Origin of the sequence: Streptomyces sp. NPDC053560, assembly GCF_044544605.1 — a bacterium.
Classification (GTDB): domain Bacteria; phylum Actinomycetota; class Actinomycetes; order Streptomycetales; family Streptomycetaceae; genus Streptomyces.
Genome location: NZ_JBITXI010000012.1, coordinates 200,897 through 225,668 on the forward strand (window position 1 = coordinate 200,897; position 24,772 = coordinate 225,668).

Annotated in this window: 19 protein-coding genes; all 19 read left to right on the top strand. The window is 73.2% G+C overall.

Annotated features, from left to right (window positions below):
• On the top strand, positions 1 to 915 hold the full coding sequence (locus tag ACIGQF_RS27955; protein WP_399715537.1) for an oxaloacetate decarboxylase: 915 nt from the start codon (positions 1 to 3) through the stop codon (positions 913 to 915).
• Positions 912 to 1,874 (top strand): 3-oxoacyl-ACP synthase, encoded by a 963-nt coding sequence (locus tag ACIGQF_RS27960; protein ID WP_399715539.1) that lies wholly within the window; start codon positions 912 to 914, stop codon positions 1,872 to 1,874. Before ACIGQF_RS27955 ends, ACIGQF_RS27960 begins: the two co-directional genes overlap by 4 nt.
• Positions 1,874 to 4,120 carry an iron-containing redox enzyme family protein gene (locus ACIGQF_RS27965; RefSeq protein WP_399715542.1) on the top strand — a complete coding sequence of 749 codons (2,247 nt, stop codon included), beginning with the start codon at positions 1,874 to 1,876 and terminating at the stop codon, positions 4,118 to 4,120. Before ACIGQF_RS27960 ends, ACIGQF_RS27965 begins: the two co-directional genes overlap by 1 nt.
• Before the next feature lie 38 nt (positions 4,121 to 4,158).
• The gene (locus ACIGQF_RS27970; RefSeq protein WP_399715545.1) at positions 4,159 to 5,367 is read left to right on the top strand and encodes an acyl-CoA dehydrogenase family protein; all 1,209 of its coding nucleotides are present in this window, start codon (positions 4,159 to 4,161) and stop codon (positions 5,365 to 5,367) included.
• 56 nt (positions 5,368 to 5,423) lie between these two features.
• A complete protein-coding gene (locus tag ACIGQF_RS27975; protein WP_399715548.1) occupies positions 5,424 to 6,545 on the top strand; it encodes a cytochrome P450 in 1,122 nt (373 codons plus the stop codon).
• Positions 6,546 to 6,605: 60 nt separating this feature from the next.
• Complete coding sequence (locus ACIGQF_RS27980; RefSeq protein ID WP_399715551.1) at positions 6,606 to 7,661, top strand: saccharopine dehydrogenase; 1,056 nt, start codon at positions 6,606 to 6,608, stop codon at positions 7,659 to 7,661.
• A complete protein-coding gene (locus ACIGQF_RS27985; RefSeq protein WP_399715554.1) occupies positions 7,651 to 8,823 on the top strand; it encodes a saccharopine dehydrogenase C-terminal domain-containing protein in 1,173 nt (390 codons plus the stop codon). Before ACIGQF_RS27980 ends, ACIGQF_RS27985 begins: the two co-directional genes overlap by 11 nt.
• A 37-nt stretch (positions 8,824 to 8,860) precedes the next feature.
• The gene (locus tag ACIGQF_RS27990) at positions 8,861 to 10,204 is read left to right on the top strand and encodes an acetyl-CoA carboxylase biotin carboxylase subunit family protein (RefSeq protein ID WP_399715557.1); all 1,344 of its coding nucleotides are present in this window, start codon (positions 8,861 to 8,863) and stop codon (positions 10,202 to 10,204) included.
• The gene (locus ACIGQF_RS27995) at positions 10,197 to 11,501 is read left to right on the top strand and encodes an MFS transporter (RefSeq protein ID WP_399715560.1); all 1,305 of its coding nucleotides are present in this window, start codon (positions 10,197 to 10,199) and stop codon (positions 11,499 to 11,501) included. Before ACIGQF_RS27990 ends, ACIGQF_RS27995 begins: the two co-directional genes overlap by 8 nt.
• A 161-nt stretch (positions 11,502 to 11,662) precedes the next feature.
• Positions 11,663 to 12,982: a lysine N(6)-hydroxylase/L-ornithine N(5)-oxygenase family protein gene (locus ACIGQF_RS28000; RefSeq protein ID WP_399715563.1), complete on the top strand. Its 1,320-nt coding sequence runs from the start codon at positions 11,663 to 11,665 to the stop codon at positions 12,980 to 12,982.
• Positions 12,982 to 14,052, top strand: coding sequence for an NAD(P)/FAD-dependent oxidoreductase (locus ACIGQF_RS28005; RefSeq protein WP_399715566.1), 1,071 nt, complete (start codon positions 12,982 to 12,984; stop codon positions 14,050 to 14,052). The genes ACIGQF_RS28000 and ACIGQF_RS28005 overlap by 1 nt, the downstream gene beginning before the upstream one ends.
• The gene (locus ACIGQF_RS28010; protein WP_399715568.1) at positions 14,049 to 16,319 is read left to right on the top strand and encodes a class I tRNA ligase family protein; all 2,271 of its coding nucleotides are present in this window, start codon (positions 14,049 to 14,051) and stop codon (positions 16,317 to 16,319) included. Before ACIGQF_RS28005 ends, ACIGQF_RS28010 begins: the two co-directional genes overlap by 4 nt.
• Positions 16,316 to 19,648, top strand: coding sequence for an amino acid adenylation domain-containing protein (locus ACIGQF_RS28015; protein ID WP_399715571.1), 3,333 nt, complete (start codon positions 16,316 to 16,318; stop codon positions 19,646 to 19,648). The genes ACIGQF_RS28010 and ACIGQF_RS28015 overlap by 4 nt, the downstream gene beginning before the upstream one ends.
• Positions 19,645 to 21,174, top strand: coding sequence for an AMP-binding protein (locus tag ACIGQF_RS28020; RefSeq protein WP_399715574.1), 1,530 nt, complete (start codon positions 19,645 to 19,647; stop codon positions 21,172 to 21,174). Before ACIGQF_RS28015 ends, ACIGQF_RS28020 begins: the two co-directional genes overlap by 4 nt.
• Positions 21,164 to 21,427, top strand: a complete 264-nt coding sequence (locus tag ACIGQF_RS28025) for an acyl carrier protein (RefSeq protein WP_399715577.1) — start codon at positions 21,164 to 21,166, stop codon at positions 21,425 to 21,427. The genes ACIGQF_RS28020 and ACIGQF_RS28025 overlap by 11 nt, the downstream gene beginning before the upstream one ends.
• A gap of 3 nt (positions 21,428 to 21,430) precedes the next feature.
• Positions 21,431 to 22,045, top strand: a complete 615-nt coding sequence (locus ACIGQF_RS28030) for a GNAT family N-acetyltransferase (RefSeq protein WP_399715579.1) — start codon at positions 21,431 to 21,433, stop codon at positions 22,043 to 22,045.
• Positions 22,046 to 22,053: 8 nt separating this feature from the next.
• On the top strand, positions 22,054 to 23,088 hold the full coding sequence (locus tag ACIGQF_RS28035) for a C45 family autoproteolytic acyltransferase/hydolase (RefSeq protein ID WP_399715582.1): 1,035 nt from the start codon (positions 22,054 to 22,056) through the stop codon (positions 23,086 to 23,088).
• A gap of 56 nt (positions 23,089 to 23,144) precedes the next feature.
• The gene (locus ACIGQF_RS28040; RefSeq protein WP_399715585.1) at positions 23,145 to 23,918 is read left to right on the top strand and encodes a 4'-phosphopantetheinyl transferase family protein; all 774 of its coding nucleotides are present in this window, start codon (positions 23,145 to 23,147) and stop codon (positions 23,916 to 23,918) included.
• Positions 23,915 to 24,736 (top strand): hypothetical protein, encoded by an 822-nt coding sequence (locus ACIGQF_RS28045; protein WP_399715588.1) that lies wholly within the window; start codon positions 23,915 to 23,917, stop codon positions 24,734 to 24,736. The genes ACIGQF_RS28040 and ACIGQF_RS28045 overlap by 4 nt, the downstream gene beginning before the upstream one ends.
• Positions 24,737 to 24,772 lie beyond the last annotated feature (36 nt).

The following is a 24,772-nucleotide window of genomic DNA, read 5'->3' on the forward strand; positions in this document are numbered from 1 at the left end:
GTGCCTGACACCTATGACACCCGTACCGCAGAAGGGACCCGCACCATGAACCGCTCCACCGCAGACCAGCAGGGCCGTGCCGAAACGTTCCGGAAGCTTCACGAGGGCCCCCGGCCCTTCGTCGTCCCCAACCCGTGGGACGCCGGCACCGCGCACATCCTGACCGGAATGGGCTTCCCCGCGCTCGCCACCACCGGCGCCGGCCTGGCGCACGGACTGGGGCTGCCCGACGGCCGTCTGGGCCGCGAGGAGATCCTGGACAACGCGGCGGCGATCGTCGCCGCGACCACCCTCCCGGTCTCTGCCGACCTTGAGAGCGGTTTCGGCGACACACCGGAGGAGGTCGCCGAGACCATCCGGCGCGCCGCCGCCGTCGGCCTGGTCGGCGGATCGATCGAGGACTCCACCGGCCGTGCGGCGGACCCGGTGCGGCCGCTGGAGGAGGCCGTCGAGCGGGTGTCGGCTGCCGTCGCCGCGGCCAAGGAGCTCGACTTCCCCTTCATGGTGACCGCCCGCGCGGAGAACTTCTTCCAGGGCATCCCCGACCTCGACGACACCATCCGCCGCCTGCAGGCCTACGAAGCCGCGGGAGCCGACGTGCTCTACGCGCCGGCCCTGCCGGACGCCGACGCCATCCGCGCGGTGTGCTCCTCCGTCTCGGCGCCCGTCAACGTCCTGATGGGCTCGCCCGCGCTGCGGCTGTCCGTCACCGAACTCGGCGACCTGGGCGTACGGCGGATCAGCGTCGGCTCGGCGCTGTCCCGGGCCTCGCTCGGCGCCGTCGTCCGCGCCGCCCGGGAAATCCGCGACCACGGCACCTTCGGCTTCGGGGCGGACGCCGTCCCGTATGCCGAGGCCAACACGATGATGGCGCCGGAGCAGCCGGCCGGCCCGGAAAGTGACCCCACACCGTGAACACAGCACCGGCGTACCTGTCCGCCCCCTCCTACGTCCTCGGCGAGACGGAGGCCGACCACACGACCATCGCCAACCTCCTCTCCCGCGCCCGTGAGTTCGGTATGCCACCGAAAGCCGAGCTGTGGGGGTGGGGCACGGTCCGGCGTACGGCGAAGAGCCTGGAGACCCTCGCCGTGGAGAGCGGCCGGGCGGCGCTGCGCGCCGCCGCGGTCGACCCCGGCACCGTCGACGGCCTCATCGTGTGCTCGACCAAGTTCCCCGGCGGCCCCCGGACCCACGGCAGGTTCGTGGAGACGGTGATGACCGGTATCGGCCTCGGCGACGCGGCCTTCACCGGCATCACCCTCAACCGCTGTACGAACCTCCTGGTGGGCCTGCGCACGGCCCATGCGCTGGTGGCCGCCGGACAGCACCGCCGGATGCTGGTCCTCTCCATCGACCGGATCACCGACGAGTCCGTGCGCATGGAGAACTTCGCCCTGTTCAGCGATGGTGCGGCGGCCTGTGTGGTGGGGACGGAGCCGCACGGTGCGGACAGCTACGAGCTGGTCGCCGGGGCCTCCGCACAGGACCCGGCGTCGCTGGACTGGTCGAACGAGATCAGCTCGGACCTCGCCCGCGTGGTCAACGAGCGGGTGCTCACCGCGGCCGGCATGAAGCCGGGGGACATCGACGGCGTGCTGCACCTCAACCTCTTCAAGCCGCTCGTGGTCATGAAGGAGCGTCAGGCCGGGTTCTCCGCCGAGCAGTTGTTCCTCGACAACATCAGCCGGGTCGGCCACTGCTTCGCCGCCGACCCGCTGATCAACCTGGTGGACCGGGGCGCGGCCGGACAGCTGCGGGACGACGGCCACTACCTGCTGGCCGCGAGCGTTCCCGGTGTCCGGGTGAGCGTCATGCTGCGCAAGCTGCCCGCCACCGCCGCCCCGGCAGCCACCACTTCCCAGGAGCTCTGATGAACGCGCACACCGGATTCCCTCTTCCGGACCTGACCACGTCCCTGCCCCGCGCCCCCTTCCTCTTCAGCCCCAAGACGTTCGAGGAGGCCGCCGCGGTCCTCGACGGCGAGCCGGCCGGCGTCTTCCAGCAGCTGCTCGGCGACCAGGAGAGCGAGACCACGCTCCTCGTGGCCCTGCGGGTCCTGGAGGCGTTCCTCGGCCGGGCCCGCGACGAGGCCGACCCCGCCCTGCAGGAGTGCGCGGACGCCGAGGCGGTCGCCGCGTACGTCGGGCGGGCGCGTGCCGGCCTCGTGCCGGCGCTGACCGCGCTGCGGGCGGCCGGGGAGGAGACCCGCGACCTGGTCCTGCGGCAGCGTGCGCCCTTAGGACTCCTCGCGGGCTGCTGGCTGGACGTCGTGTCCCAGGCCGCCACCCAGCCGTCCGTCGTCGTCAACCGCCTCCACGGCCAGTACTTCCTCCTGCGGGGCGAGGGCACTCCGCAGCGCGGGCTGCTCGACCGGCGCCGCCGCGCCCTGGACGAGCAGGGCGTCCATCTGCCCCGGATCGAGACCGTCGACTTCCTGCACCGGGCCGGCGCCCGCCCGCTGACCGCCCTGCACGCCGCGTTCCCCCTCGCGCTCTCCCGGCTCCCCGCGTCCTTCCTGCCGGAAGTGGTGGGCCTGCACTACGCGATGTCCGCGCTGGGCGTCGACGACCTGCTGCTGGGCACCGAGCCGTTCCTGCCGGAGGAGTCGGTCCGGCCGATTCTCGCCGAGTACCTCGAGTTCACCGAGCAGTCGCCCACCGGCGACGCGGACCGGCGGCGGATGCTCACCGCGATCGGGCTGGTCCTGCGACTGGAGCGGGAGCACACCGACATGCTCACCGAGCTGGCCGCGTGGCACGACAGCCTGTCCCTGGACGCCAGGGTCGCCCAGATCGTGGCCCGGCACGCGCCGTTCGCGGGGAAGCAGCACCGCAGCGTCCGGATGGGCGGCCGGCGGCTCTCGGAGTGGCTCGACGGCGACAACCTCGACCTCGCGGAGTTCGTCGAGGCGTTCCGGCAGGCCCGGCAGACGCAGCCCGGCCGCTCGGGGACCTGCCGGTTCCTGCAGTCGATCAAATTCGGCGGACCGATGTTCGGCATCTTCGACGAGCGGGAGGCCGCCACCTTCGCGGCATGGGCGGACTCCATCGCCGCGGGCGAGCCGGCCGACCTCGATTTCCGGCCGAACACCGCGGGTGACGAGCAGGCCGCGGAGTGGGCCGGGGCGCTGCGCAGCGCCGAGCCGGCCGACGCCGTGCCCGCCGAGGTCGCGACCGGCCTGGACGACCGGGAGCTGTTCCACCGCATCGTCAACGTCGAGCAGTTCCCGCACATCCTGCCGGTGGCCCGGGACCGGGCCGAGGCCGGGCTCGCCGACGCGGAGCTGCTCTTCACCCACGGCGCCGGCGGCAAACTCACCAACGCGGAGTTCTTCGAGTACACCCCCGAGGCGCTCATGGAGCGCGTCGAGCGGATCTACTGGGACAAGCTGGTGAACCCGTACCGGCCGCTGACGGAGATACCCGACCGCGACGAAGTGATCTTCGGGCAGTCGACGTTCGCGCTGGGCAGCCTGATCGACGGCAGCTGGGCGCACCGCATCGGCAACCTCGGGCGCGACCACCGGCAGAGCGACCACATGCTGTTCGCCATCTACGCCGACGAGATGGGCCGCGGCGACGTCGCCAAGAACCACATCACCCTCATCCACCAGGTGCTGGCCAGCATGGACATCCACCTGCCGCACATCCGGCAGGAGGAGTTCCTGGAGCAGGGCGATCTGCCGGACGGGCTCTACGGGTTCTCCATCCACCAGGTGTGCCTGTCGCTCTTCCCCGACACGCTCTACAACGAGATCCTCGGCTACAACCTGGGCATCGAGATGTTCGGCCTCGGCGAGATGCGGCTGCACGAGATCCAGAAGCTGCGCCGCCACGGATTCGACGTGGGCTACGAAGAGGCGCACCTCTCGATCGACAACTTCTCCGCGGGGCACGCCCGACAGTCGGCCGACATCATCGTCTCCTACCTCGACGACGTGCGGCGGGCCTCGGGTGAGGAAGCCGTCCAGCGGGAGTGGCGCCGCATCTGGCGCGGCTACGCGTCCTTCGCGTACTTCGTCGAGCACGAGCTGGTCAAGCAGGTCCGCGACCGGCCGGCCGTCCCGGCCCCGCCGGCGCCCGACGCCCGGCCCGACGACGCCGACCTGGTCATCTGACACCGCGCCCCGCGCCCGTACCCGCCCGGAGAACTGCCTTGTCACAGCTCACGAGTTTTGACCCGGAGATCCTTGAACTCCCCTTCTACGAGGAGCCGCACCGCCGGCTCGCGGGCGCCGTCGGCGCCTGGTGCGACGACCGTCCGGCCTTCTGGGACGAGATCCGCGCGGAGTCGCCGGAGAAGGCCGGGCTGCGCCTGGTGCGGCAGCTCGGCGAGGACGGCTGGCTCGCCTTCCTGGACCCCGATTCCGGGGCGGCGGACCTGCCCGGCGACTTCCGGGCGATCTGTCTGATGCGCGAGGCGCTCGCGTACGCCGAGGACCTGGCCGACTTCGCGTTCTCCATCCAGGCGCTGGCCGCCACCCCCGTCATCCGATACGGCAGCGAGGCGCAGCGGCGGCACTATCTGCCGCGGATGGCCACCGGCTCGCTGATCGGCGCGTTCGCGGTCTCCGAGGAGGAGGCGGGCTCCGACGTCGCGGCGGTCGCGCTGCGGGCCGAGCGGGACGCGGACGGCGGCTATGTGCTCAACGGGCAGAAGGCCTGGATCGCCAACGGCAGCATCGCCGATGTGTACGTCGTCATCGCGCGCACCGGGGAGGGCCCGGGGCCGCTGGGGCTGTCGGCGTTCCTCGTGCCCGCCGACACCCCCGGCGTACGGGTCGGGCGGCGGCTGGACGCCCTCGCGCCGCGCTCCTTCGCGCACCTGGTGTTCGAGGACTGCCGGGTGCCGGCCGACGCCGTGCTGGGCCGGCCGGGCAAGGGCTTCGTCATCGCCATGGACCTCCTCGAACGCTTCCGGATGACCGTGGGCGCCGCGGCGCTCGGCTTCGCCCGCCGGGCGGCCGACACGGCCCTGGCCCGGGCCCGTACGCGGCGGATCGGCGGCGGGAAGCTGATGGACCTCCAGCTGACGCAGGCGTCGCTGGCGGACATGGACGTCCAGCTCAACGCGGCCGCGCTGCTGGTGGCGCGGGCCGCCTGGGAGGCCGACCGCGGCAGCCGGCGCTTCGCCCGGCACTCCAGCATCGCCAAGCTGCACGCCACCGAGGAGGCGCAGCGCATCATCGACGCCTCCGTGCAGCTGCTCGGCGCGTCGGGGGTGGTCAAGGACAGCGTCACCGAGCGCCTCTACCGGCAGATCCGCTCCCTGCGGATCTACGAGGGCACGTCGGAGGTCATGCGGCTGACCATCGCCGGGACCCTCGACACCCGGCGGGCGGCCCGCGCCGCCGCCGACGTCTGACCGCCGGCCGCCCCCCCGTTTTTCTCAACCGTTCCACCGAGCAAGGAGTTCCCCGGGTGACCACCCCCATCGAAGCGGTCCGGCTGCCGGACCCCTACGCCTACTACGCGCCGCTGGTGGCCGAGCGGCCCTTCGCCTTCGACCCCGCGGTGGGCGCCTGGGTGGCGAGCGATGCCGCGGCCGTCCGGGCCGTGCTGACCGACGACGCGCTGCGGGTGCGGCCCGCCGCCGAGCCGGTGCCGGCCGGGATCGAGGGCACGCCCGCCGGTGAGGTGTTCGGGTCGCTGGTGCGGATGACCGACGGGGACCTGCAGCGGCGTCTGAAGGCGGTGGTCGTCGACGCGCTGGGCCGGGTGGACACCACGCACGCCGCCAAGCTGGCCGCGGAGCGCACCCGGGCGTGCCTGACCGGCGCCCGGCCGCCCTTCGAGGAGCTGATGTTCGGGGTGCCGGCGCGGGTGGTGGCGGCGCTGTGCGGGCTGGACGACGGCTCGGACGCCGAAGCGGCGCGGCTCATCGGGGACTTCGTCCAGTGCATCCCCGCCTCGGCCACGCCCGAGCAGCAGCAGGCCGCGGCCCGAGCCGCCGGGCGGCTCCAGGAGCTGATGGGCCCCGGCATCGAGCGGGGCGGGGACGGCACGGGCCTCCTCGCCGAGCTGGTGCGGGCGGCGCGGCGCGCCTCCTGGTCCCGTACGGCGCCGCTGCTGGCCAACGCGGTGGGGTTCCTGTCCCAGACGTACGACGCCACCGCAGGCCTGATCGGCAACACCCTGCTGGCGCTGGCCCGGGAAGGGCGGCCGCAGGGCCCGATGGACGCCTTCGTCCGGGAGGTCGTGCGGCACGACGCGCCCATCCAGAACACGCGCCGGTTCGCCGCAGAGGTGTTCCGGTACGGCGACGCCGAACTCAAGCCGGGCGAGCAGGTGCTGGTGCTGCTGGCCGCCGCCAACCGCGACCCGGCGGCCAACCCCGACCCGCACGCCTTCCGGCCCGGCCGCCCCGACCCCGCGGTGTTCACGTTCAGCACGGCCGCCCACCGCTGTCCGGGAGAGGAGCTGGCGGTGGCCCTCGCGGGCGGAGTCGTCGGTGAGCTGCTCGCCGCCGGCTTCGACCCGGCGGAGCTGCCGGCCGAGGTGGCGTACCGGCCGCTGGCCAACGCCCGTATCCCGGTGCTGTGAGCGCGGTCCGTACAGCTCTTTCCTCCTGACAGCCGACCCCTGAAGAGGAAGTACAGCCAGATGCCGGACATGCCACGCCTGTGGATGCGTCACGAGACCCGTGCCAGTGAGCGGCGTGCGCCGCTCGTTCCCGAGGACGCCGCGAAACTGGTCGAGCAGGGCGTCGAGATCACCGTCGAGGAGTCGGCGCAGCGCGCCTTCCCGCTCGCGGACTACGTCGCCGCCGGCTGCCGGACCGCGCCGGCGGGCAGCTGGGAGGAGGCGCCGGAGGACAGTTACGTGCTGGGCCTGAAGGAGCTGCCCGGCCGGCCGGACCGGCTGCGGCACCGGCACATCTTCTTCGGCCACGCCTACAAGGGGCAGTCGGGCGCGCAGGAGCTGCTCGGCCGGTTCACGGCGGGCGGCGGTGCGCTGCTGGACCTGGAGTACCTGACGGACGACGACGGCCGGCGTCTCGCGGCGTTCGGCTACTGGGCCGGTTACGTGGGTGCCGCGCTGGCGGTGCTGCACCACCGGGGCCGGCTGGAGACGCCGCTCCGTCCGGTCGACCGGCCCGCGCTGGATGCCCTGCTGATGGCCGGCGACGGCGGGACCGCGCTGGTGATCGGCGCGCTGGGCCGCAGCGGCCGGGGCGCCTGCGACGCCCTGGAGGCCGCCGGCATCGCGCCGGCCCGGTGGGACGTGGCGGAGACCCGGTCACTGGACCGGGCGGCCCTGCTCGGCCACGACATCGTGGTCAACACCGTGCTGACCACGCGGCCCGTGCCGCCGTTCGTGACCCACGCGGACCTCGACGCGCCGGACCGCCGCACCGCGGTGCTCTCGGACGTCACCTGCGACGTGACCTCGGACTGCAACGTCCTGCCGGTCTACGACGAGGTCACCACGTGGGAGCGGCCCGTCCTGCGGCTGCGGGACGGGGACCGGCCCGCCGACCTGATCGCCATCGACAACCTGCCCTCGCTGCTGCCCGCCGAGTCCAGCCGGGCATTCTCCGCCGAACTGGCGCCTCAGCTCGGCCAGTTGACCGACACCGACCCGGCCTGGGCGCGCTGCCTGCGCACCTTCGAGGCCGCCGCCCACGCCGACCACACAGGGAGCACTCATGTCCGCTAGCCGGCCGACCACCGGCCCCGCCGAGGCCGTACCCGCCAGCGGCACCGTCCACTGGATCGGCACCGGCCTCTCCACCGGCCGCACCGGCCTCGGCGTGCTCTGCGAGCAGGCCGAGCGGGTGGTGCTGTGGGACCGTACCGCGGCCCGCGCGGCCGACCGGCTGGCCGCCCTCGGCCTGACCGGCCGGGCCGAGGTGCGGGCCCTGGACGACGGGGCCCTGGAGTCCGCCGTGGGCGCGGGTGACGTGCTCGTCTCGATGCTGCCCGCCACGGAACACCCGCGGCTGCTGCGGCTGGCCATCGACCGCCGGGCCCACTTCGCCTGCACCAGCTATGTCTCCGACGCCGTGGCCGAACTGGCCGTGGCCGCGGCGGAGGCGGGCCTCGTCGTACTGACCGAGGCCGGTCTCGACCCGGGCATCGACCACCTGATGGCGCACCGGCTCGTCGGGCACGCCCGGGAGGCGGTCGGCGACACGGCCGAGTCGGTGGAGTTCACCTCGTACTGCGGCGGCATACCGGCCGTGCCCAACGACTTCCGCTACCGGTTCAGCTGGGCGCCCTACGGCGTGCTGGCCGCGCTGGGCTCCCCCGCCCGGTACGTCGACGAGGGCGCGGAGCGCACCGCGGCGCACCCCTGGGAGGCCACCAGCGTCCACCGCCTGGGCGGCGAGGACTTCGAGGTCTACCCCAACCGCGACAGCCTGCCCTTCGTCGCGCAGTACGGCATCCCGGAAGGCTGGCAGCTGCGGACGTTCGTCCGCGGGACGCTGCGCAACGCGGGCTGGCGTGCCGCCTGGGAGGAGGTCTTCCGCACGGTGCGCGCCGGTGACGAGGCGCGGACCAGGGCGCTGGCCAAGGAGCTGGCCGACCGGTACCCGACCACGGAGGCCGACCGTGACCGCGTGGTCCTCTCGGTCGCGCTCGGCGTCCGGACCGCGGGCGGCGACAGCTGGCAGGGCTCGTACCTGATGGACCTGACCGGTGACGAGACCGAGAGCGCCATGGCCCGCTGCGTGTCCCTGCCGCTCGCCTTCGGCCTGACGCGGCTGCTGGCCGGCGCGCTGCCGGCCGGCCTGAACCGGGCCGCCGAATCCGCGGAGGAGGCCGGCCGCTGGATGGACTTCCTGGCCGGCCACGACGTCCGCATCACCTTCGAGTAGTCCGTTCCGACATTCCGACATCACGGGGAGAAAGATCATGACTGTCGCCGCTCTGCCCGAACCGCCGCCGCGGGCCTTCGTTCTCACCGGCGCCTTCTGGGTGGTCTGCCGCAATCCGCGCTACCTCCGGGAGCTGTCGGCGCGGGGCCTGAAGGTGCTGCTCATCACGCCGGAGAGCTACCGCGAGTCCGCGCAGCGGTGCATGAAGGACGCCGACCACCCGGCGTCCCTCATCGACGACGTCGCCTTCGTCGACGGCTCCCTCGACCAGGAGGGCTCGTTCGTGCCGGGCTTCATCGCCCGGGCCCGGGCCTGGCGGCGGCAGTACACGATCGTCGGCGCGTACGCCGTGGGCGAGACCCTCGTGGAGCCGACCGGCCTGCTCGGGGACGCCCTCGGCCTGCCGGGGCCCGGGCTGCGGGCGACGCGGGCCTGCCGCAGCAAGTACCTGCAGCGCTGGTACCTGGACGAGTTCAGCCCCGCCTCGCTGGTGATCCCGCCGGGCGAGCGCGAGGAGACCGCCCTCGGCGACCTGCCGTACCCGGTGGTGGCCAAGCCCGCGACCCGGCACTCCAGTTCGGGGGTGGCCCATGTCGCGGACGCCGCCGAACTGCGGGAGCTGCTGGCGGAGTACCCCGAGTACGAGACCGTGCTGGTCGAGCAGAAGGTCGAGGGCCAGGAGTACTCGGTGGAGAGCCTGGTGCAGGACGGGAAGGTGATCTTCGCTTCCGTCACGAGGAAGGAGACGACCGAGTCGCACGCCCGCACCTTCGTCGAGCTCTCGCACTCGGTGCCCAACGCCCGTACGGAGGACGACGGGGCGCTGCTGACGGCCAATGCGCGGCTGCTGCGAAGACTCGGCTTCGGCGACGGCATCGCCCACGCGGAGTGGCGGGTCGCCGCCGACGGCCGGCCGTACCTGATGGAGATCGCGGCCCGCACCCCCGGGGACGGACTGCTCGCGCTCTACCAGCTGGCCACCGGGCAGCCGCTGGAGCCCGAGATCGTCCGGATCGCGCTGGGCGAGCCCGCCTCGTACCCGGCGCCGCGCCGCTGGGCGCGCCAGGTCTACCTCGACCACGAGCCCGGCACGCTGGAGGACGTCACGGTCGACTGGCCGGGCATCGAGCCGGTGTGGGTGGGCGAGGGCGGCATGTGGCCGGAGATCGCGCCGGGCGGCCCGGACGCGCCCCCGACGCTGCGCGCGGTCCTGGTGCTCAAGCCCAAGGGGGCTCAACTCGCCCCGCTGGCCAGCTCCGACGACCGGGCGGTGACCTTCCTCATCGACGCGCCGACCCCCGGGGAACTGGACGAGCTGGAACGCCGGGTGCGCGCCGCGGTGAAGCTGACCACCGGAACGGCGGGCGGTCACGGTGTCTGAGCCGATTGCCGCGGAACGGGCCACGGTGTGGCGGACGTTCCGGGAGGCGCCGCTCGCGGTGAAGACCGTGCTCGCCGGCGTCCTGGTGAACCGCCTCAGCGGCTTCCTCAACATCTTCCTGGTGCTGTTCCTGACCGCCCGGGGCTACTCCGACGGCCACACCGTCGCCGCCCTCGGCGTCTACGGGGCCGGGGCCGTGGCCGGCTCGCTGATCGGCGGCACCCTGGCCGACCGGATGGGTGTGCGCACCGCCACCGTGGTGTCCATGGGCAGTACCGCGGTGCTCACGGCCGCCCTGCTCCACCTGCCCGACTTCGGCACCCTGCTGGTGGCCGTCGCGCTGGTCAGCCTGGGCGCGCAGCTCTTCCGGCCGGCGTCCGCGACGCTGCTGGCGGAGCTGACGCCCGGGAACCGGCAGGTCATGATCTTCGCGATGTACCGGTTCGGGCTCAACGTGGGGGCGACCGCCGCGCCGCTGGTCGGCTACGGCCTCTACAACGCGGGCGGGCACGAGTACACCCTGCTGTTCTGGGGCGAGGCGATGATCGCCCTGGTGTACGCGGTCTTCGCGTGGTGGACGCTGCCCGCTCGCGTGCGTCCGGCGGCGGTGCCGGCCGACGCACTGGACAGCGGCCGGTCCCGTGGCGGTTACCTGGCGGTGGTCCGCGACCGGCGGTACCTGCTCTACCTCGTCGCGGCCTTCTGCCACTCCGCGGTCTACATGCAGTACCTGTCCACGCTGCCGCTCTACATGAAGGACGCCGGGCTCGCGCTCTTCTGGTATACCTTCGCGGTCTCCCTCAACGGCTTCATCGTCATCGCCTTCGAGCTGCTGATCACCAAGGTCTCGCAGGAGTGGCCGCTGAAGCTGACGATCGGGCTGGGCTTCGCGCTGGTGGGCGCCGGGGTGGCGTTCTACGGGCTGCCGATCGGCCCGGCCGCCGTCGTCGTCGGCACGCTCATCTGGTCGCTCGGCGAGATCATCGGCGGGCCCGCGGTGTTCGCCTACCCCGCGAAGGCGGGCCCGGAGCACCTGCGGTCCCGGTACATCGGCAGCTTCCAGTTCATGTTCGGCCTGGGCACCGCCGTGGGCCCGATGCTCGGCAGCTGGCTCTTCCTCCAGCTCGGCGGATGGGTCTGGCCGGCGGTGGCCGTCGGGTCCTTCCTCGCCACGGTCTTCGGCCTGATCGCCGTACGCCGGCCGCCGACGGTAGCGGCGGAACCGGCCCCCGCCGTTCCCGCCCCCCAGGAGAGCGAGGAGCTGCCCGAAGCGCACAAGGCCGCCTCCCCGGCCTGACCCCCCACAACTTCCCCTCCCCCGCCGGTCCGGACGGGTCGACCGCCCGTCCGGCCGGAACCGCACGACCGTCCCTCTGCCCGACATCACGCCAAATCACATCTCATATCCGGCACCACTGAGTCGGCTACCGCCGACATCCGCCTGAAGGAGAGATCTCAATGGGGCACGCGAACAACCAGGCCGATTCCGCGCAGTACCACTGCGTAGGAGTGGGTGTGGGACCCGCCAACCTGAGCCTGGCGTCGCTGCTGCACGGCCGCCCGGAGGTGCGCAACCTCTTCCTCGACCGCAAAGCCGCCTTCGGATGGCACGACGAGCAACAGATACCCGGCGCCACGCTGCAGGTGTCGATGTTCAAGGACCTGGTCAGTCTCTCCGACCCGAAGAGTCCGTTCTCCTTCCTGTCCTACCTGCACGACCAGGGCCGGGTGTACCACTTCCTCAACGCCCAGTTCGACGACGTGCCCCGCCTGGAGTTCCGCAACTACCTGGCCTGGGCGAGCCGCCGCAACGAGAACGTCGTCTTCGGCGAGAACGTGGAGGAGGTCGGCTTCGACGGCGTCTTCACCGTCCGCACCGACCGCCGCACCGTGACCGCCGAGAACATCGTCGTCGGCGTCGGCAGCAGGCCGTGGATCCCGCCGCTCGCCGACGGCATGCAGGGCGAGACGCAGTTCCACGTCAACGACTACATGAACGCCGCCAAGAGCCTGGGCGGCAAGCGGGTCGTGGTGGTCGGCGGCGGGCAGTCCGGCGCCGAGGCGTGCCTGGACCTGATGTCGCGCCCCGACAGCGAACTGCCTCGCCGCATCTCGTGGCTCTCCCGGCGCCGCAACTACTTCCCGATCGACGACTCGCCGTTCACCAACGACTACTACATGCCGTCCCACTCGGACTACTTCTACGGCCTGCGGCCGGAGATCCGGCAGGCGTTCAACGCGCAGCACATCCTCAGCAGCGACGGCATCTCCGAGTCGACGCTGCGCGACCTCTACCAGCGCATCTACGTCCACCGCTTCGTCCAGGGCAACCCGGACCTGGTCGGGCTGCACCCCAACCGCGAGGTCACCGGCGTCGAGGCCGCCGCCGCCGGCGGCTGGGACATCAGCGTCCGGCACAACGACGAGCCCGACGGCGTCGAGCACTTCGAGGCGGACGTCATCATCTGGGCCACCGGCTTCCGCCCGGCCCGCATGGACTTCCTCGCCCCGATCGCCGACCGCCTGGAGCGCCACGGCGACGAGCTGAGCATCGACGAGCACTACGCGGTGCGCTGGGACGGCCCCGACGACCGCCGGATCTTCGTGCAGAACGCGGCCCGTGGACAGCGCGGCCTCGCCGACCCCAACCTCAGCCTGAACGCCTGGCGCAGCCAGCGCATCGCCGACCGGCTGAGCGGGGTGCGCAGCGACGAGCAGCTGGCCTCGTTCATCGAGTGGTCGTCCAAGGCCGGCACCAAGGTCCTGTGGGGCGCGTGATGACGGGGAACCGTACCGACTTCGCGGTGGTCGGGGGCGGCGTGCTCGGCTGCATGATCACCCGGGAGATCCTGTCCCGCGACCCGGACGCCTCCGTGGTCGTGCTGGAGCAGGACGCGGTCGGCAGCGGCGCCACCCGCCGCTCGGCCGGCCTGCACTTCCCCCGTGGCGCCACGGAGCGGGTCCGCGGCATGGCGGCGTACAGCCAGGACCACTGGGCCGCCCTCAAGGCCGCCCGCCCGGACCTGCCGATCCATCCGCTGGCCATGACGGTGATCGCCGACGCGGCGCACGAGGCGCGGCTGTACGAGACGTACCTGCCCGAGGCGAAGCTCCGGCCGGTCGCCGAGGTGGCCGGGGGCACCGCCCTGGTGCCGGACGGCAAGGCCGCCTGGGAGGGGGACGGCTGCCAGTACGCGGACGTCCACGCCCTCACCCAGGTCCTGGCCCGCGACCTGCGCCGCACCGCGGAATTCCGCGAGGGCGTCCGGGTCACCGGCGTGACCCCTGGCGCCGACGCGGTGGAACTGGCGCTGGGCACCGGCGACAGCCTGACCGCGGGTCACGTCGTGCTGGCGCCCGGGCCCTGGCTCGCGGCCCCCGCCTGGAAGGACCTCGTCGCGCCGCTGGGCGCCCGGGTGAAGAAGATCGTGGCCCTGCACATCGAGGTGCCCCCGGCGCCCGGGGACCGCGCGGTCGTCTTCCAGGACGAGGACGCCTTCCTGCTGCCGTACCACGAGCGCGGGCACTGGCTGTTCAGCTACACCTGCCAGGAGTGGGACGTCGCCCCGGACACCCTCACCACGAGCGTGTCGGCCGCCGACCGGCGCGAGGCGCTGGCGACCCTGACCCGCTACGCACCCGGGCTGGCCGACCGCTGCGTGTCGGGCCGCATCTTCTGCGACGCCTACGGCCCCGCCATGGAGCCCGTGGTCAGTGCGGTCACCGACGACGCGCGGGTGGTCTTCGCGGGGGCCGCCAACGGCTCCGGATACCGGCTCGCCCCCGCCGTCGCGGCGGAGACCGCAGGCCTGCTCCCCCTTCCCTCCCAGCGTAAGGACACGGCGTGATCATCAACACGTACGACGACACCGCCCTGCACGAGGCGTTCGGCATCGACATGAGCGACATCGAGGGCCTCGGCGTGGGCGCCGGCTGGGGACGGGTCGCCCCCGGCCGCAGCTCGGCCAGCCACCAGCACGACGAGACCGAGTTCTTCGTGATCGTCGCAGGGCGCGGCGAATTCGTCGTCGACGGACGCCGCCACCCGGCGGCCCCCGGCACGGTGGCCCTCTTCGAGCCCTTCGAGTCCCACGTCCTGGAGAACACCGGCGACACCGACGTGGTCTTCCTGACGCAGTACTGGCGCGACGCGGACCGGGCCCTCGCCTCGGCCCGCAACACGCAGCGCACCAACTTCGGCGAGCGGCCCGTCTTCGTCTTCTCCACACCGCCCACGCCCAACGGGGACCTGCACCTCGGGCACCTGTCGGGCCCGTACCTCGGCGCCGACGCCTACGTCCGCCACCAGCGGATGAACGGCACCAAGGCGTGGCACCTCACGGGCAGCGACGACTACCAGAGCTACGTGGTGGGCGCCGCCCGCGCCGAGGGCCGCGAGCCGGCCGAGACCGCCGCGCACTACAGCGCCGAGATCGCCCGGACGCTGGCGCTGATGGACATCACGCCCGACCAGTACACCGTGACCGACAACGACCCGACCTACCGTCCCGGGCTCCAGGACTTCTTCTCCCGCGTGGTCTCCGACGGCACGGTGCGGCCCACCGAGGCCGAGGCGCTCTTCGACGCGGAGAGCGGGCAGTACCTCTACGAGGTGGATGTCAAGGGCGGCTGCCCCGGGTGCGGTTCGGGCACCAGCGGCAACATCTGCGAGGAGTGCGGCGAGCCCAACACCGTCACCGACCTGGTCGACCCCGCCTCGGCGCACTCGGCGGCGACCCCGCGCAGCGCCCCCGTGGCCCGCTGGACGCTGCCGCTGCACTCCTTCCGCGAGCAGATCGCCGACCACCACCGCCTCGGCCGGGTCCCCGCCCGGCTGCGGGAGCTGAGCGACCGGCTCTTCCGCCGCCCGAGCCTGGACATCCCGATCAGCCACCCCTCCGGCTGGGGCGTCCCGCCCGCCGAGAAGGACGTGGACGGACAGGTCATCTGGGTGTGGCCGGAGATGTCGTACGGCTTCCTGCACGGCATCCAGTCCCTCGGCGCCCGGCTGGGCGAGGAGTGGAAGGCGGCCGCGCCGCAGCAGGACTGGAAGGTCGTCCACTTCTTCGGGTACGACAACAGCTTCTACCACTCCGTGCTCTACCCGGCCCTCTACCGGCTGGCCCACCCGGGCTGGAACCCGGACATCGACTACCACGTCAACGAGTTCTACCTGCTGGAGGGCAGCAAGTTCTCCACCAGCCGGCGCCACGCCATCTGGGGCAAGGAGATCCTCGGCCCGGACTCCGTCGACGCGGTCCGCTACTTCCTCGCCGCCACCCGCCCCGAGGGCCGGCGCACCAACTTCCAGCGCGCCGCGTACGACACGACCCTCGACGAGACGCTGATCGGCACCTGGCAGGGCTGGCTGAACGACCTCGGGGCGCGGGTCGCCAAGCGGTACGGCGGCAACGCGCCGGACGCGGGCACCTGGACGCCGGAGCACTCCGCCTTCCTCGGCCGGCTCGGCGCCCGCCTCGCCGCGGTCACCGGCAGCCTCGGCTCCGAGGGCTTCTCGCTCAACCAGGCGGCCGCCGAACTGGACGGCATCGTCCGGGACACGCTGCGCTTCTCCCACCAGGAGGCCGTCCTCGCGGAGACCGCGGGCTGGGAGAGCGAGGCCCGTACCGCGATCGCCCTCGAACTCGCCGCGGCCCGCCTCCTGGCGCACGCGGCAGCGCCTGTCATGCCCCGCTTCGCCGCGCGGCTCGCCGCGGCGCTCGGCCTGCCCGAGCCTGCCGTGTGGCCGCGCACCGTGGAGCTGGTCCCCGCGGGGAGCGAGATCCGCCTCGCGGACGCCGTCTTCTTCCGGCCGACGGCCCCCGCGCCCCGGCCCGCGCAGGCCGGCCCGCAGCTGGTGCCGTGGCTGAGCGAGCAGGTCCGCACCGTGCTCCAGCTGGCGGCGGACACCGAGGTCAGCGCCAACAACCTCAACCAGCTGGGCACCAGTTCGCTGCAGGCCGTGACCTTGCAGTACCAGATTCTGGAGGCCCTCGACGTGGACGTCAGCGTCGAGGAACTGCTCGGCAGCCACGACGTCAACGCGCTGGCCGTGCTGATCGAGGAGCGAGCCGACGAGGCGGCGCTGGCCGCCTTCAGTGAGGGGGCCCGATGAACTACCGCGATGTGCTCCGCGAGATCGACAGCCGGGGGCTGTCCGTCTCCCTGTCCGGCAACGACCTGCGGCTCCAGGGCGGCCGCGAACGCATGGACCCCGATTTCATCGCCCTGGTGAAGAGCATGAAGGAGGAGCTGGTCGCCCACCTTGCCGAGGAGGAGCGGCACGGCCCCGGCTTCGCGCTCACTCCCCTGCAGCGGGCCTATCTGCTCGGCCGCAGCGGCATCTTCGAGATCGGCGACATCTCCAGCCACGTCTACCACGAGTTCGAAGGCGTGTGGGACCTGGACCGGCTGGAGAGCGCCCTGGAAGCGGTGGTGGACGCGCACAGCGCGCTGCGCTCCCGCTTCGTCTCGGACGAGCGGCAGGTCACCGAGTTCCGCCAGCACCGGCCGCGCATCAGCCGCCTCGACCTGCGCGGGGAGAGCCCCGAGGAGCAGGAGCGCATCCGCCGGGAACTGCGCGAGGAACGCTCCCACCGCGTGCTCGACGCCGACGAGGTGCCGCTGATCGCCGCCGAGGTGACGATCCTCGCCGACGACCGGATGGTGCTGCACGTCAGCCACGACGGGCTGGTGATGGACGGGATCAGCATGTTCCTGTTCTTCCGCGCCTGGTGGCAGCAGTACCGCGACGGCACGGACGGCGACGCGCCGGGCGAGCTGCCCTACGAGGAGTACGTCGCGGCCCTCGAAACCGCGCGGGGCAAGGCGCCCGCCCGCCGCTCGCGCGAGTACTGGCTCGACCGCGTCGACGACCTCGCGCCCCACCCGGACCTGCCGCTGCGCACCAGCCCGGCGGCGCTGACCGCCAGCCGCTTCACCCAGCGCCTGGTGCGGCTGGACCGGCAGACCTGGAAAGCCCTGAAGGAGCGGGCCTCCTTCGCCGGGCTGACGCCGTCGGCGGTGCTGCTCGCGGCGTACGCCGAGACGCTCGCCACCTGGGGCGCCGGCCGCCGCTTCACCCTCACCACCACGGTGGCCAACCGCCCGCCGATCCACCCGCGCGTCTTCGACGCCATCGGGAACTTCTCGGACACCCTCCTGGTCGAGGCCGACGTCGACCGGTCCCGCACCTTCGAGGAGCGGGCCCGCGCGCTCCAGGCACGGCTGCGCAGCGACCTGGACCACCGGCACTTCTCCGGCAGCGACGTCATGCAGGAGCTGGCGCGCCGCCGCGGCGGCGTGGCGGGCGCCCGGATGCCGTTCACGTTCAACAGCGCCATCGGCCACGTCAACGGCGAGGTCGACGGCTCCGCGCTGGAGCTGTTCGGCCCCGAGGTCTTCAGCGTCAGCCAGACCCCGCAGGTGTGGCTGAACGCCTTCGCCATGGAGCAGCACGGCGGGCTGGTCGTCCAGCTCGACGGGATCGACGAGCTGTTCCCCGAAGGGCTGCTGGACGACCTCGCCCAGGGGTACGAGTCCCTGCTCGGCACGCTGGCCGACGAGGCCGCCTGGCAGCGGCACACCTTCGACCTGCTGCCGGCGGCCCAGCGCGAGCGGCGCCGGGCGGCCAACGACACGGCCGTACCGCTGCCGGAGACGCTGCTGGGCGAGGCCTTCGCGGCCCAGGCCGAGCGCACCCCGGACGCGCCCGCGATCATCACCTCCGGCGGCAGCCTCGGTTACGGCGAGGTCCTGCGCCGCGCGGCCGCCGCGGCGCGGTGGCTGCGGGACCGGGGCGTCGGCCGGGACGAGCTGGTCGGCCTGGTGATGGGCCGCGGGCCCGAGCAGATCGTCGGCATCCTCGCCACGGTCCTCGCGGGGGCCGCGTACCTGCCCGTGGACGGGGCACTGCCCGCCGAGCGGCAGAGCTACATGCTGCGCGACGGCCGGGTGCGCCAGGTGCTCACCAACCTCGACTGGCAGGACCCGTCGGGCGAACGGGAGGTGCTGCGCCTGGACGTCACCGAGCCCCTGGACACCGGCGCGCCGGTCGACCTCCCCGCCCCGCTGCCCGGCGCCCACCCCGACGACCTGGCGTACGTGCTGTACACCTCCGGCACCACCGGCGCGCCCAAGGGCGTCATGGTCACCCACCGCAACGTGGCGAACGTCGTCGCCGACTGTCACAAGCGGTTCGGCATCACGCCCGACGACCGGTTCTTCGCCATCAGCGCGTTCAACTTCGACCTGTCGGTCTGGGACGTCTTCGGGGCGCTGTCCGCCGGGGCCGCGCTGGTGATGCCCGACCGCGACCGGGCGGTGGATCCGGCGCACTGGCTGGACCTGTGCCGCGATGCCGGGGTGACGGTGTGGAACTCCGTGCCCGCCATCGTGTCCATGATGCACGAACAGGCCGTCGCCGACGCGGTGGTGCCGCCCGCGCTGCGCCTGGTGATGATGAGCGGCGACCGCATCCCGCCGGCGCTGCCGGCCGCGCTGCGCCGCCTCAAGCCCGGCCTGGACGTCATCTCGCTCGGCGGCCCGACCGAGACGACGATCTGGAACATCCTGCACCCGGTGGGTCCGGAGGAGGACGGCAGCCGGTCCATCCCGTACGGTCGGCCGAACGCGAACAACCGCGCGTACATCCTGGACCGGGACGGGCTGGACGCCCCCGACTGGGTCACCGGCGAGATCTGTGCGGCGGGCACCGGCCTGGCGCGCGGCTACTGGGCCGACGAGGAGCGCACCGCCCAGCGGTTCGCGTACGACACGCGGCGCGACGAACGGCTCTACCGCACCGGTGACCTGGGCCGCTATCTGCCCGACGGCTCCATCGCGATCCTCGGGCGGAGCGACTTCCAGATCAAGGTCAACGGCTACCGCATCGAGGCGGGCGAGGTCGAGACCCGCCTGGTCGCCGTGGACGCCGTCGCCAAGGCCGTGGTCGCCAGCCGGCCCGGCGCGCGGGGCGACCGGCTGGTGGCCCACCTCGTCCCGAGCGGTGACGTGCGGCCCACCGAGGCCGAACTGCGGGACGCGCTCCGCCGCGACCTGCCCGACTACATGATCCCGACCGCCGTCATCTGGCACGAGGACCTGCCGCTCACCAAGAACGGCAAGGTGGACCGCTCGAAGCTCGCCGCGACCGATGTCGAGGAGGCGGCACCCGCTGCCGAGGCTCCGCAGGGCGGCGGCGAGCCCACGACGGACACCGAGAAGGCCCTGGTCGAGATCTGGACCACGGTGCTGCGCGGGGCCCGGGTGGGTGTGCACGACAGCCTGCGCGCGCTCGGGGGCGACTCCATCGCGGCGGCACGCATCCTCACCGCGGTCCGCAAGCGGTTCGGGGTCACCATCCCGCTCGATGTGATGGCGGAGCTGGACACCGTGTCCGCGATGGCCACGGCGCTGGCGGCGAAGCAGGAGGAGGCCCGGTGACCGGCCACTCGGTGATCAACCAGATCGTCTCCACGCCACCGCTCGGCGGCCGGATCTCCTTCTCCCGCCTCGACGGCACGGAGACCATGGAGCTGCCGGAGCTGTACGCGCGTGCCGAGCGGCTGGCGCGCCGGCTGCGGGCGCGGGGCATCGGTCCGGGCGACCGGATCGGCATCCTCGCGGCCAACGGCCCGGAGTGGGTGCTGCTGGACCTCGCGGCGCTGCTGCTGAAGGCGGAGACGGCCGGGCTGGAGCCCGGCAAGTTCGCGCCCTCGGCCGAGCTGATGACGCGCTACGGCATCAAGCTGCTCTTCACCGACCGGCCCACCGACGCCCCCGGGACCGTGCCGATCGGTGAGGTACGCGGGCTCGCCGAGGAGCCGGACGGCCCCGAGGAGGCCGCTCTGCCGGCGGTGGAGTGGGCGCCGCGGGACGTGACGACGATCAAGTTCACGTCCGGCAGCACCGGCACTCCCAAGGGGCTGGGCGCGACCGTCGGCAGCATCGACAGCTCGCTCGCCGCGGTGCAGGAGATCTTCGAACACAAGCCGGGGGACGACCTTTTCGTCTTCCTGCCGCTGTCGCTGCTCCAGCAGCGCTACTGGATCTACTCGGCGCTGGTGCACGGCCATGACGTCACCGTCAGCAGCTACGAGGCGGCCTTCGCGGCACTGCGCCGCGCGAAGCCCACCGTCGTGATGGGCGTGCCCGCCTTCTACGAGACGGCCCGGCGGCAGATCGAGGCCCGGGTGCGCCGCTCCGGCGGCGCGGAGACGGCCCGGGACGCGGGACGCCACCTCTTCGGGGACCGGATCCGCTACCTGTGGACCGGCTCGGCGCCGGCCGACGCGGCCATGCTCCGCTTCTTCACCGACGCCGGCCTGCCCATCTTCGAGGGGTACGGGCTCAACGAGACCTGCATCGTCACCAAGAACCACCCCGGCGCCCACAAGGTGGGCAGCGTAGGCAAGGTCCTCCGCGGCAAGGAGGTACTGGTGGACGAGGACGGGGTCGTCAGCGTACGCAGTGAGCACCCGGTCAACTACCGGTACGCGTACGCCGAACCGGGCGCCTCCGAGCGGATGTTCGGCCCGGACGGCACCGTGCGGACCGGCGACCTCGGGTACCTCGACGAGGACGGCTTCCTCTTCATCCGGGGCCGTGCCGACGACGTCATCGTGCTGGACAACGGCAAGAAGATCGTCGTCCGGCCGATCGAGGAGCACATGCGGACCAGCCCGGCCATCGCCGAGTGCGTCCTGTTCTGCCCCTCCCAGACCGACCTCGTCGCCGTCGTCTCCCCGGCCTCCGTGCCCGCGGACCTGGAGGCCGTCGCGGCCCAGCTCGCCCGCACCAACGCCGCCTCCGAGGCGGACGAGAAGATCAGCCGGGTCGTGGTCGCCGAGACCCCCTTCAGCATCGAAAACGGCCTGCTCACGTCCCAGTACAAGCCCAAGCGGCAGCAGATCCTCGCCGCTCACCACGGACTGATCCACGACAGGAAGGAAGGCATCCATGCTGCCTGACATCGAGAACGCGGCCCGTGAGTCGCTCTCCGCCGTCCTCGACCCCGCGGTCGCCCCCGAAGACCTCGATCTGGACGCGGACATGGCCGGCACCTACGGTCTGACATCGCTCAACAAGGTGCTGTTCCTCACCGAGGTGTGCGAGGCGACCGACGTCGACCTCGCCCACTTCACCGAGCACGACCTCGCCGAGATGCGCACCCTGCGCAGCGTCGCCGAGTCCCTGTCCCGACACACGAAGAAGGTGGCCTGAACCATGGCCTGGGCACAGAACGCCGCGGTGGTACTGGAGAACGAGCACGTCCTGCTGCGGCCGGTCACCGAAGCCGACCGCGAGGCCGTACGGGCCGTCGCGATGGACCCCGACATCTGGCGGTACTTCGTCTCCGCCGTCGAGACCGATGCCGACTTCGAGAAGTTCTTCGACACCTGCCTGGCCGACCAGGCCGCGGGGCGCCGCGTCGTCCACATCATCACCGACAAGGCCACCGGCCGGGTCGCCGGCAGCATGAGCTACGGCAACATCGCGGAGGCCGACGCCCGGGTGGAGATCGGCTGGTCCTGGCTGGGCCGCGACTTCCGGGGCAAGGGCATCAACCGCTGGGCGAAGTACCTGCTGCTGGAGCACGCCTTCGAGAAACTGGGCGCCGAGCGCGTGGAGTTCAAGACCGACATCCTCAACACCCAGGCCCGCCGCGGGCTGCGCAACATCGGCGCGGTGGAGGAGGGCACCCTGCGCAGCTACAACTTCATGCCCGGCGGACGCCGCCGCGACGCGATCTTCTACAGCGTGCTGCGCGCCGAGTGGCCCCGGGTGAAGGACGAGCTGGCCACGAAGCCGAAGGTCGCCCAGCTGGACGCCGTCGGATGAGCGAGGGCGTGGGCATACCTCTCGTTCGCGCGCCCGGCGGCCCCTTCGCCGCAGGGCGGGCCCATGGTGAAGCCCTCGCCGGTCCGTTGCGCGCCTTCCTCGACGACTCGCTCTGCCGGCTGAACAAGGTCATGCCGGAGCCGGTCTCGCTGGACGGCCTGCTGCCGTCGATCGCCGCCTACCGGGCGGCGGTCGCGGCGGCCGCGCCGGACCTCGCGGAGGAGGTCGCGGGCCTCGCGGAGGGGGCCGGCATCCGGCCGGAGGAGGCGTGGCTGCTGCAGCTGCGCCGGGAGATCATGGGGTACCGCAAGGTGCCCTCGGCGGGCGACTGCACGACGTACGCCCGCACCGGCGCGGGCGGGCCGGTCCTCGCGCAGACCGTCGACCTCAACGGCAACCTCGACGACCACATCAGCGTGCTGGAGGTCGGCCGCACCGGGTCGGCACGCCGCTCGCTCGTCCTCAGCTTCGGCGGCCTCCTCGGCTACCTGGGCCTGAACAGCGACGGCCTCGCGGTCGGTCTCAACCTGGTCCTGGGCGGCGACTGGCACCCGGGCGTACCGCCCTACCTCGCCATCCGGCACCTGCTGGACACAGCGCGGGACGTGCCGGAGGCCCTGGAGATCCTGCGCGGCCTGCCCCTGGCGAGCTCCCGCACCCTCGTCCTGTGCGACCGGGAACGGACCGTCGTCGTGGAGGCCCTGGGCGACGAACTGCGGGTCACCGAGGCCGCGGAGACGGTGCACACCAACCACTTCCTGCACCCCGACTTCGTCCCGTTCGACGAGATCAACGTGTTCGCCCGCAACTCCTCGGTGCGCAGGCTGAAGGCGGCCACCGCCGGGCTCGACGAGCTCGCGCCGGGGTGCGGGGCCGAGGAGCACTTCGCGCTGCTGTCGACGCCGCCGATCTGTGTGCCGGACCGGGGGGACATCCGCGGCGAACGCACCGTCGCCGCCGTGGTGATGTTCCCGGACCGCGGCGAACTGCACGTACGCCCCGGAGACCCCTCGCTCTCCGCCACCCAGGTCTTCAGCCTGTAGCGGCCGGGCGGCCCGGAGAACGGGAGGAACGGGGAGAACGGAAGGAGGAGAGAGCCGTGGACGTGTGGCTCGTGGACCTGGACGGGGACGGGCCGGCCGGTGCGACCGGGAGCACCGCGGCCGGCGGCATCCCGGCCGGCGGTCCCGCGCCGCCCGGCCGGGCCCGGCTCACGGAGGAGGAGCAACGGCGCGGCAGGGCCTTCCTGGACGCGACCGCCGCCCGCCGGTTCCGCCGCTCCCGGCTGGCGGTGCGGGACCTGCTGGGCCGGTGGCTGGGGGTGCCGCCCGCGGAACTGCGCCTCGCGTACACGCCGCTGGGCAAGCCGTATCTGCCGGACCACCCGGGGCTGCACGTCAGCTGGTCCCGGTCCGGCCCCCTGCTGCTGGTCGGCGTGGCCGGCAGCGGGCCGCTGGGGGTGGACATCGAGCGGCTGCGGCCCGTACCGGCCGCCCTGAGCGTGCTCGCCACGGTGTACCCGGCGCTGCCCGCCGCGGCCGCACCCACCGCGTTCTTCCCCGCGTGGACGCTGCTGGAGGCGTCGGTCAAGGCGACCGGGCGGGGCCTGGACCGCGGAGCGCGGGAGGTCCGCCTCGGCTTCGCTCCCGGCGGCGGGGTGGCCCTGCGCGGCATCTCCGGGCACGGGCCGCGTCCCTGGCACGGCCGTACGGCACCGCTGCCGTCGCGCGACGGCACCCCGGCGGCCGTCGCGGCCGTCGTCACCCAGGGCGGGCCGGTGCCGCCGGACGTCCTCGGGCGGTGGCCCACCGCGTATCCATGGCGCCGCACCACCCCGGCCCGCACCGACGCGACCGAAAGCGAGCGGACATGACCGGAGCAGCCCGGAACCACCCCGGCGGACGGCTCCGCCTGCACGTCATCGCCCCGCACACCGCGGCGGCCGACCTGGCCGTCGGTGTCTCGCGGGTGCTGACCGGCCGGGACCGCCCGCCGGCGGGCTGGCACACCGGTACCTACGGGCAGGTCGTGCGGTCCGCGGGCGTCACGGCCGAGCTGACCGCCGCCTGGGACGGGCCGGAACTGCGCCTGACCTGCGAGGATGCCCGGTCCTTCGCACCGCGGGCCGGGCAGCTTCTGGCGGAGATCGCCGCGGCGGCGGGCGGTGCCGGCACCGGCCGGCCCTCTCCGGCATCCGCCGACCGGCCGGCCGGTCCGCCCGCGCGGCCCGGTCCACCCACGAAGCCCCGTCCACCCGCGCAGCCCGGTGCGAACCGCGACAGCATCGCGTACCGGGCCTGGGAGGCCCTCATGGCGTACTGGGAGGTGCCCGGAGCGGCGCGCGCGGAGATCGTCGCGCCCGGCGTGCTGACCGCCCCGGACGCCCCCGGCGAACCCCTCTTCGTCTTCGACCACGTCGGCCCGCCGGCGCCGCCGGCCGGCTGGCTGCTGCGCTCCTGGTACGCGCCCGACACCGGCGTCCACCACTTCTCGGCGCCGCCCTCGCCCGCCGGCCCCCGCCTGAAGGTCGGCTCACCACGCCCCGCGGAACGGAAACGCGCCGCCGGGCTGCTGCGTGCCTGGCGGGCCGTGACCGCCGAGCTGACCGCGGCGCCCGGCTCGCCGCTCGCCACCCTGCCCGTTCCGCCGTTGCGGGGCGTCCTCGGGGACCGGCATCTGTCCGGCGCGTGAGAACGGTGGCGGTTCGCCGGTTGTCGGTGCCATGCG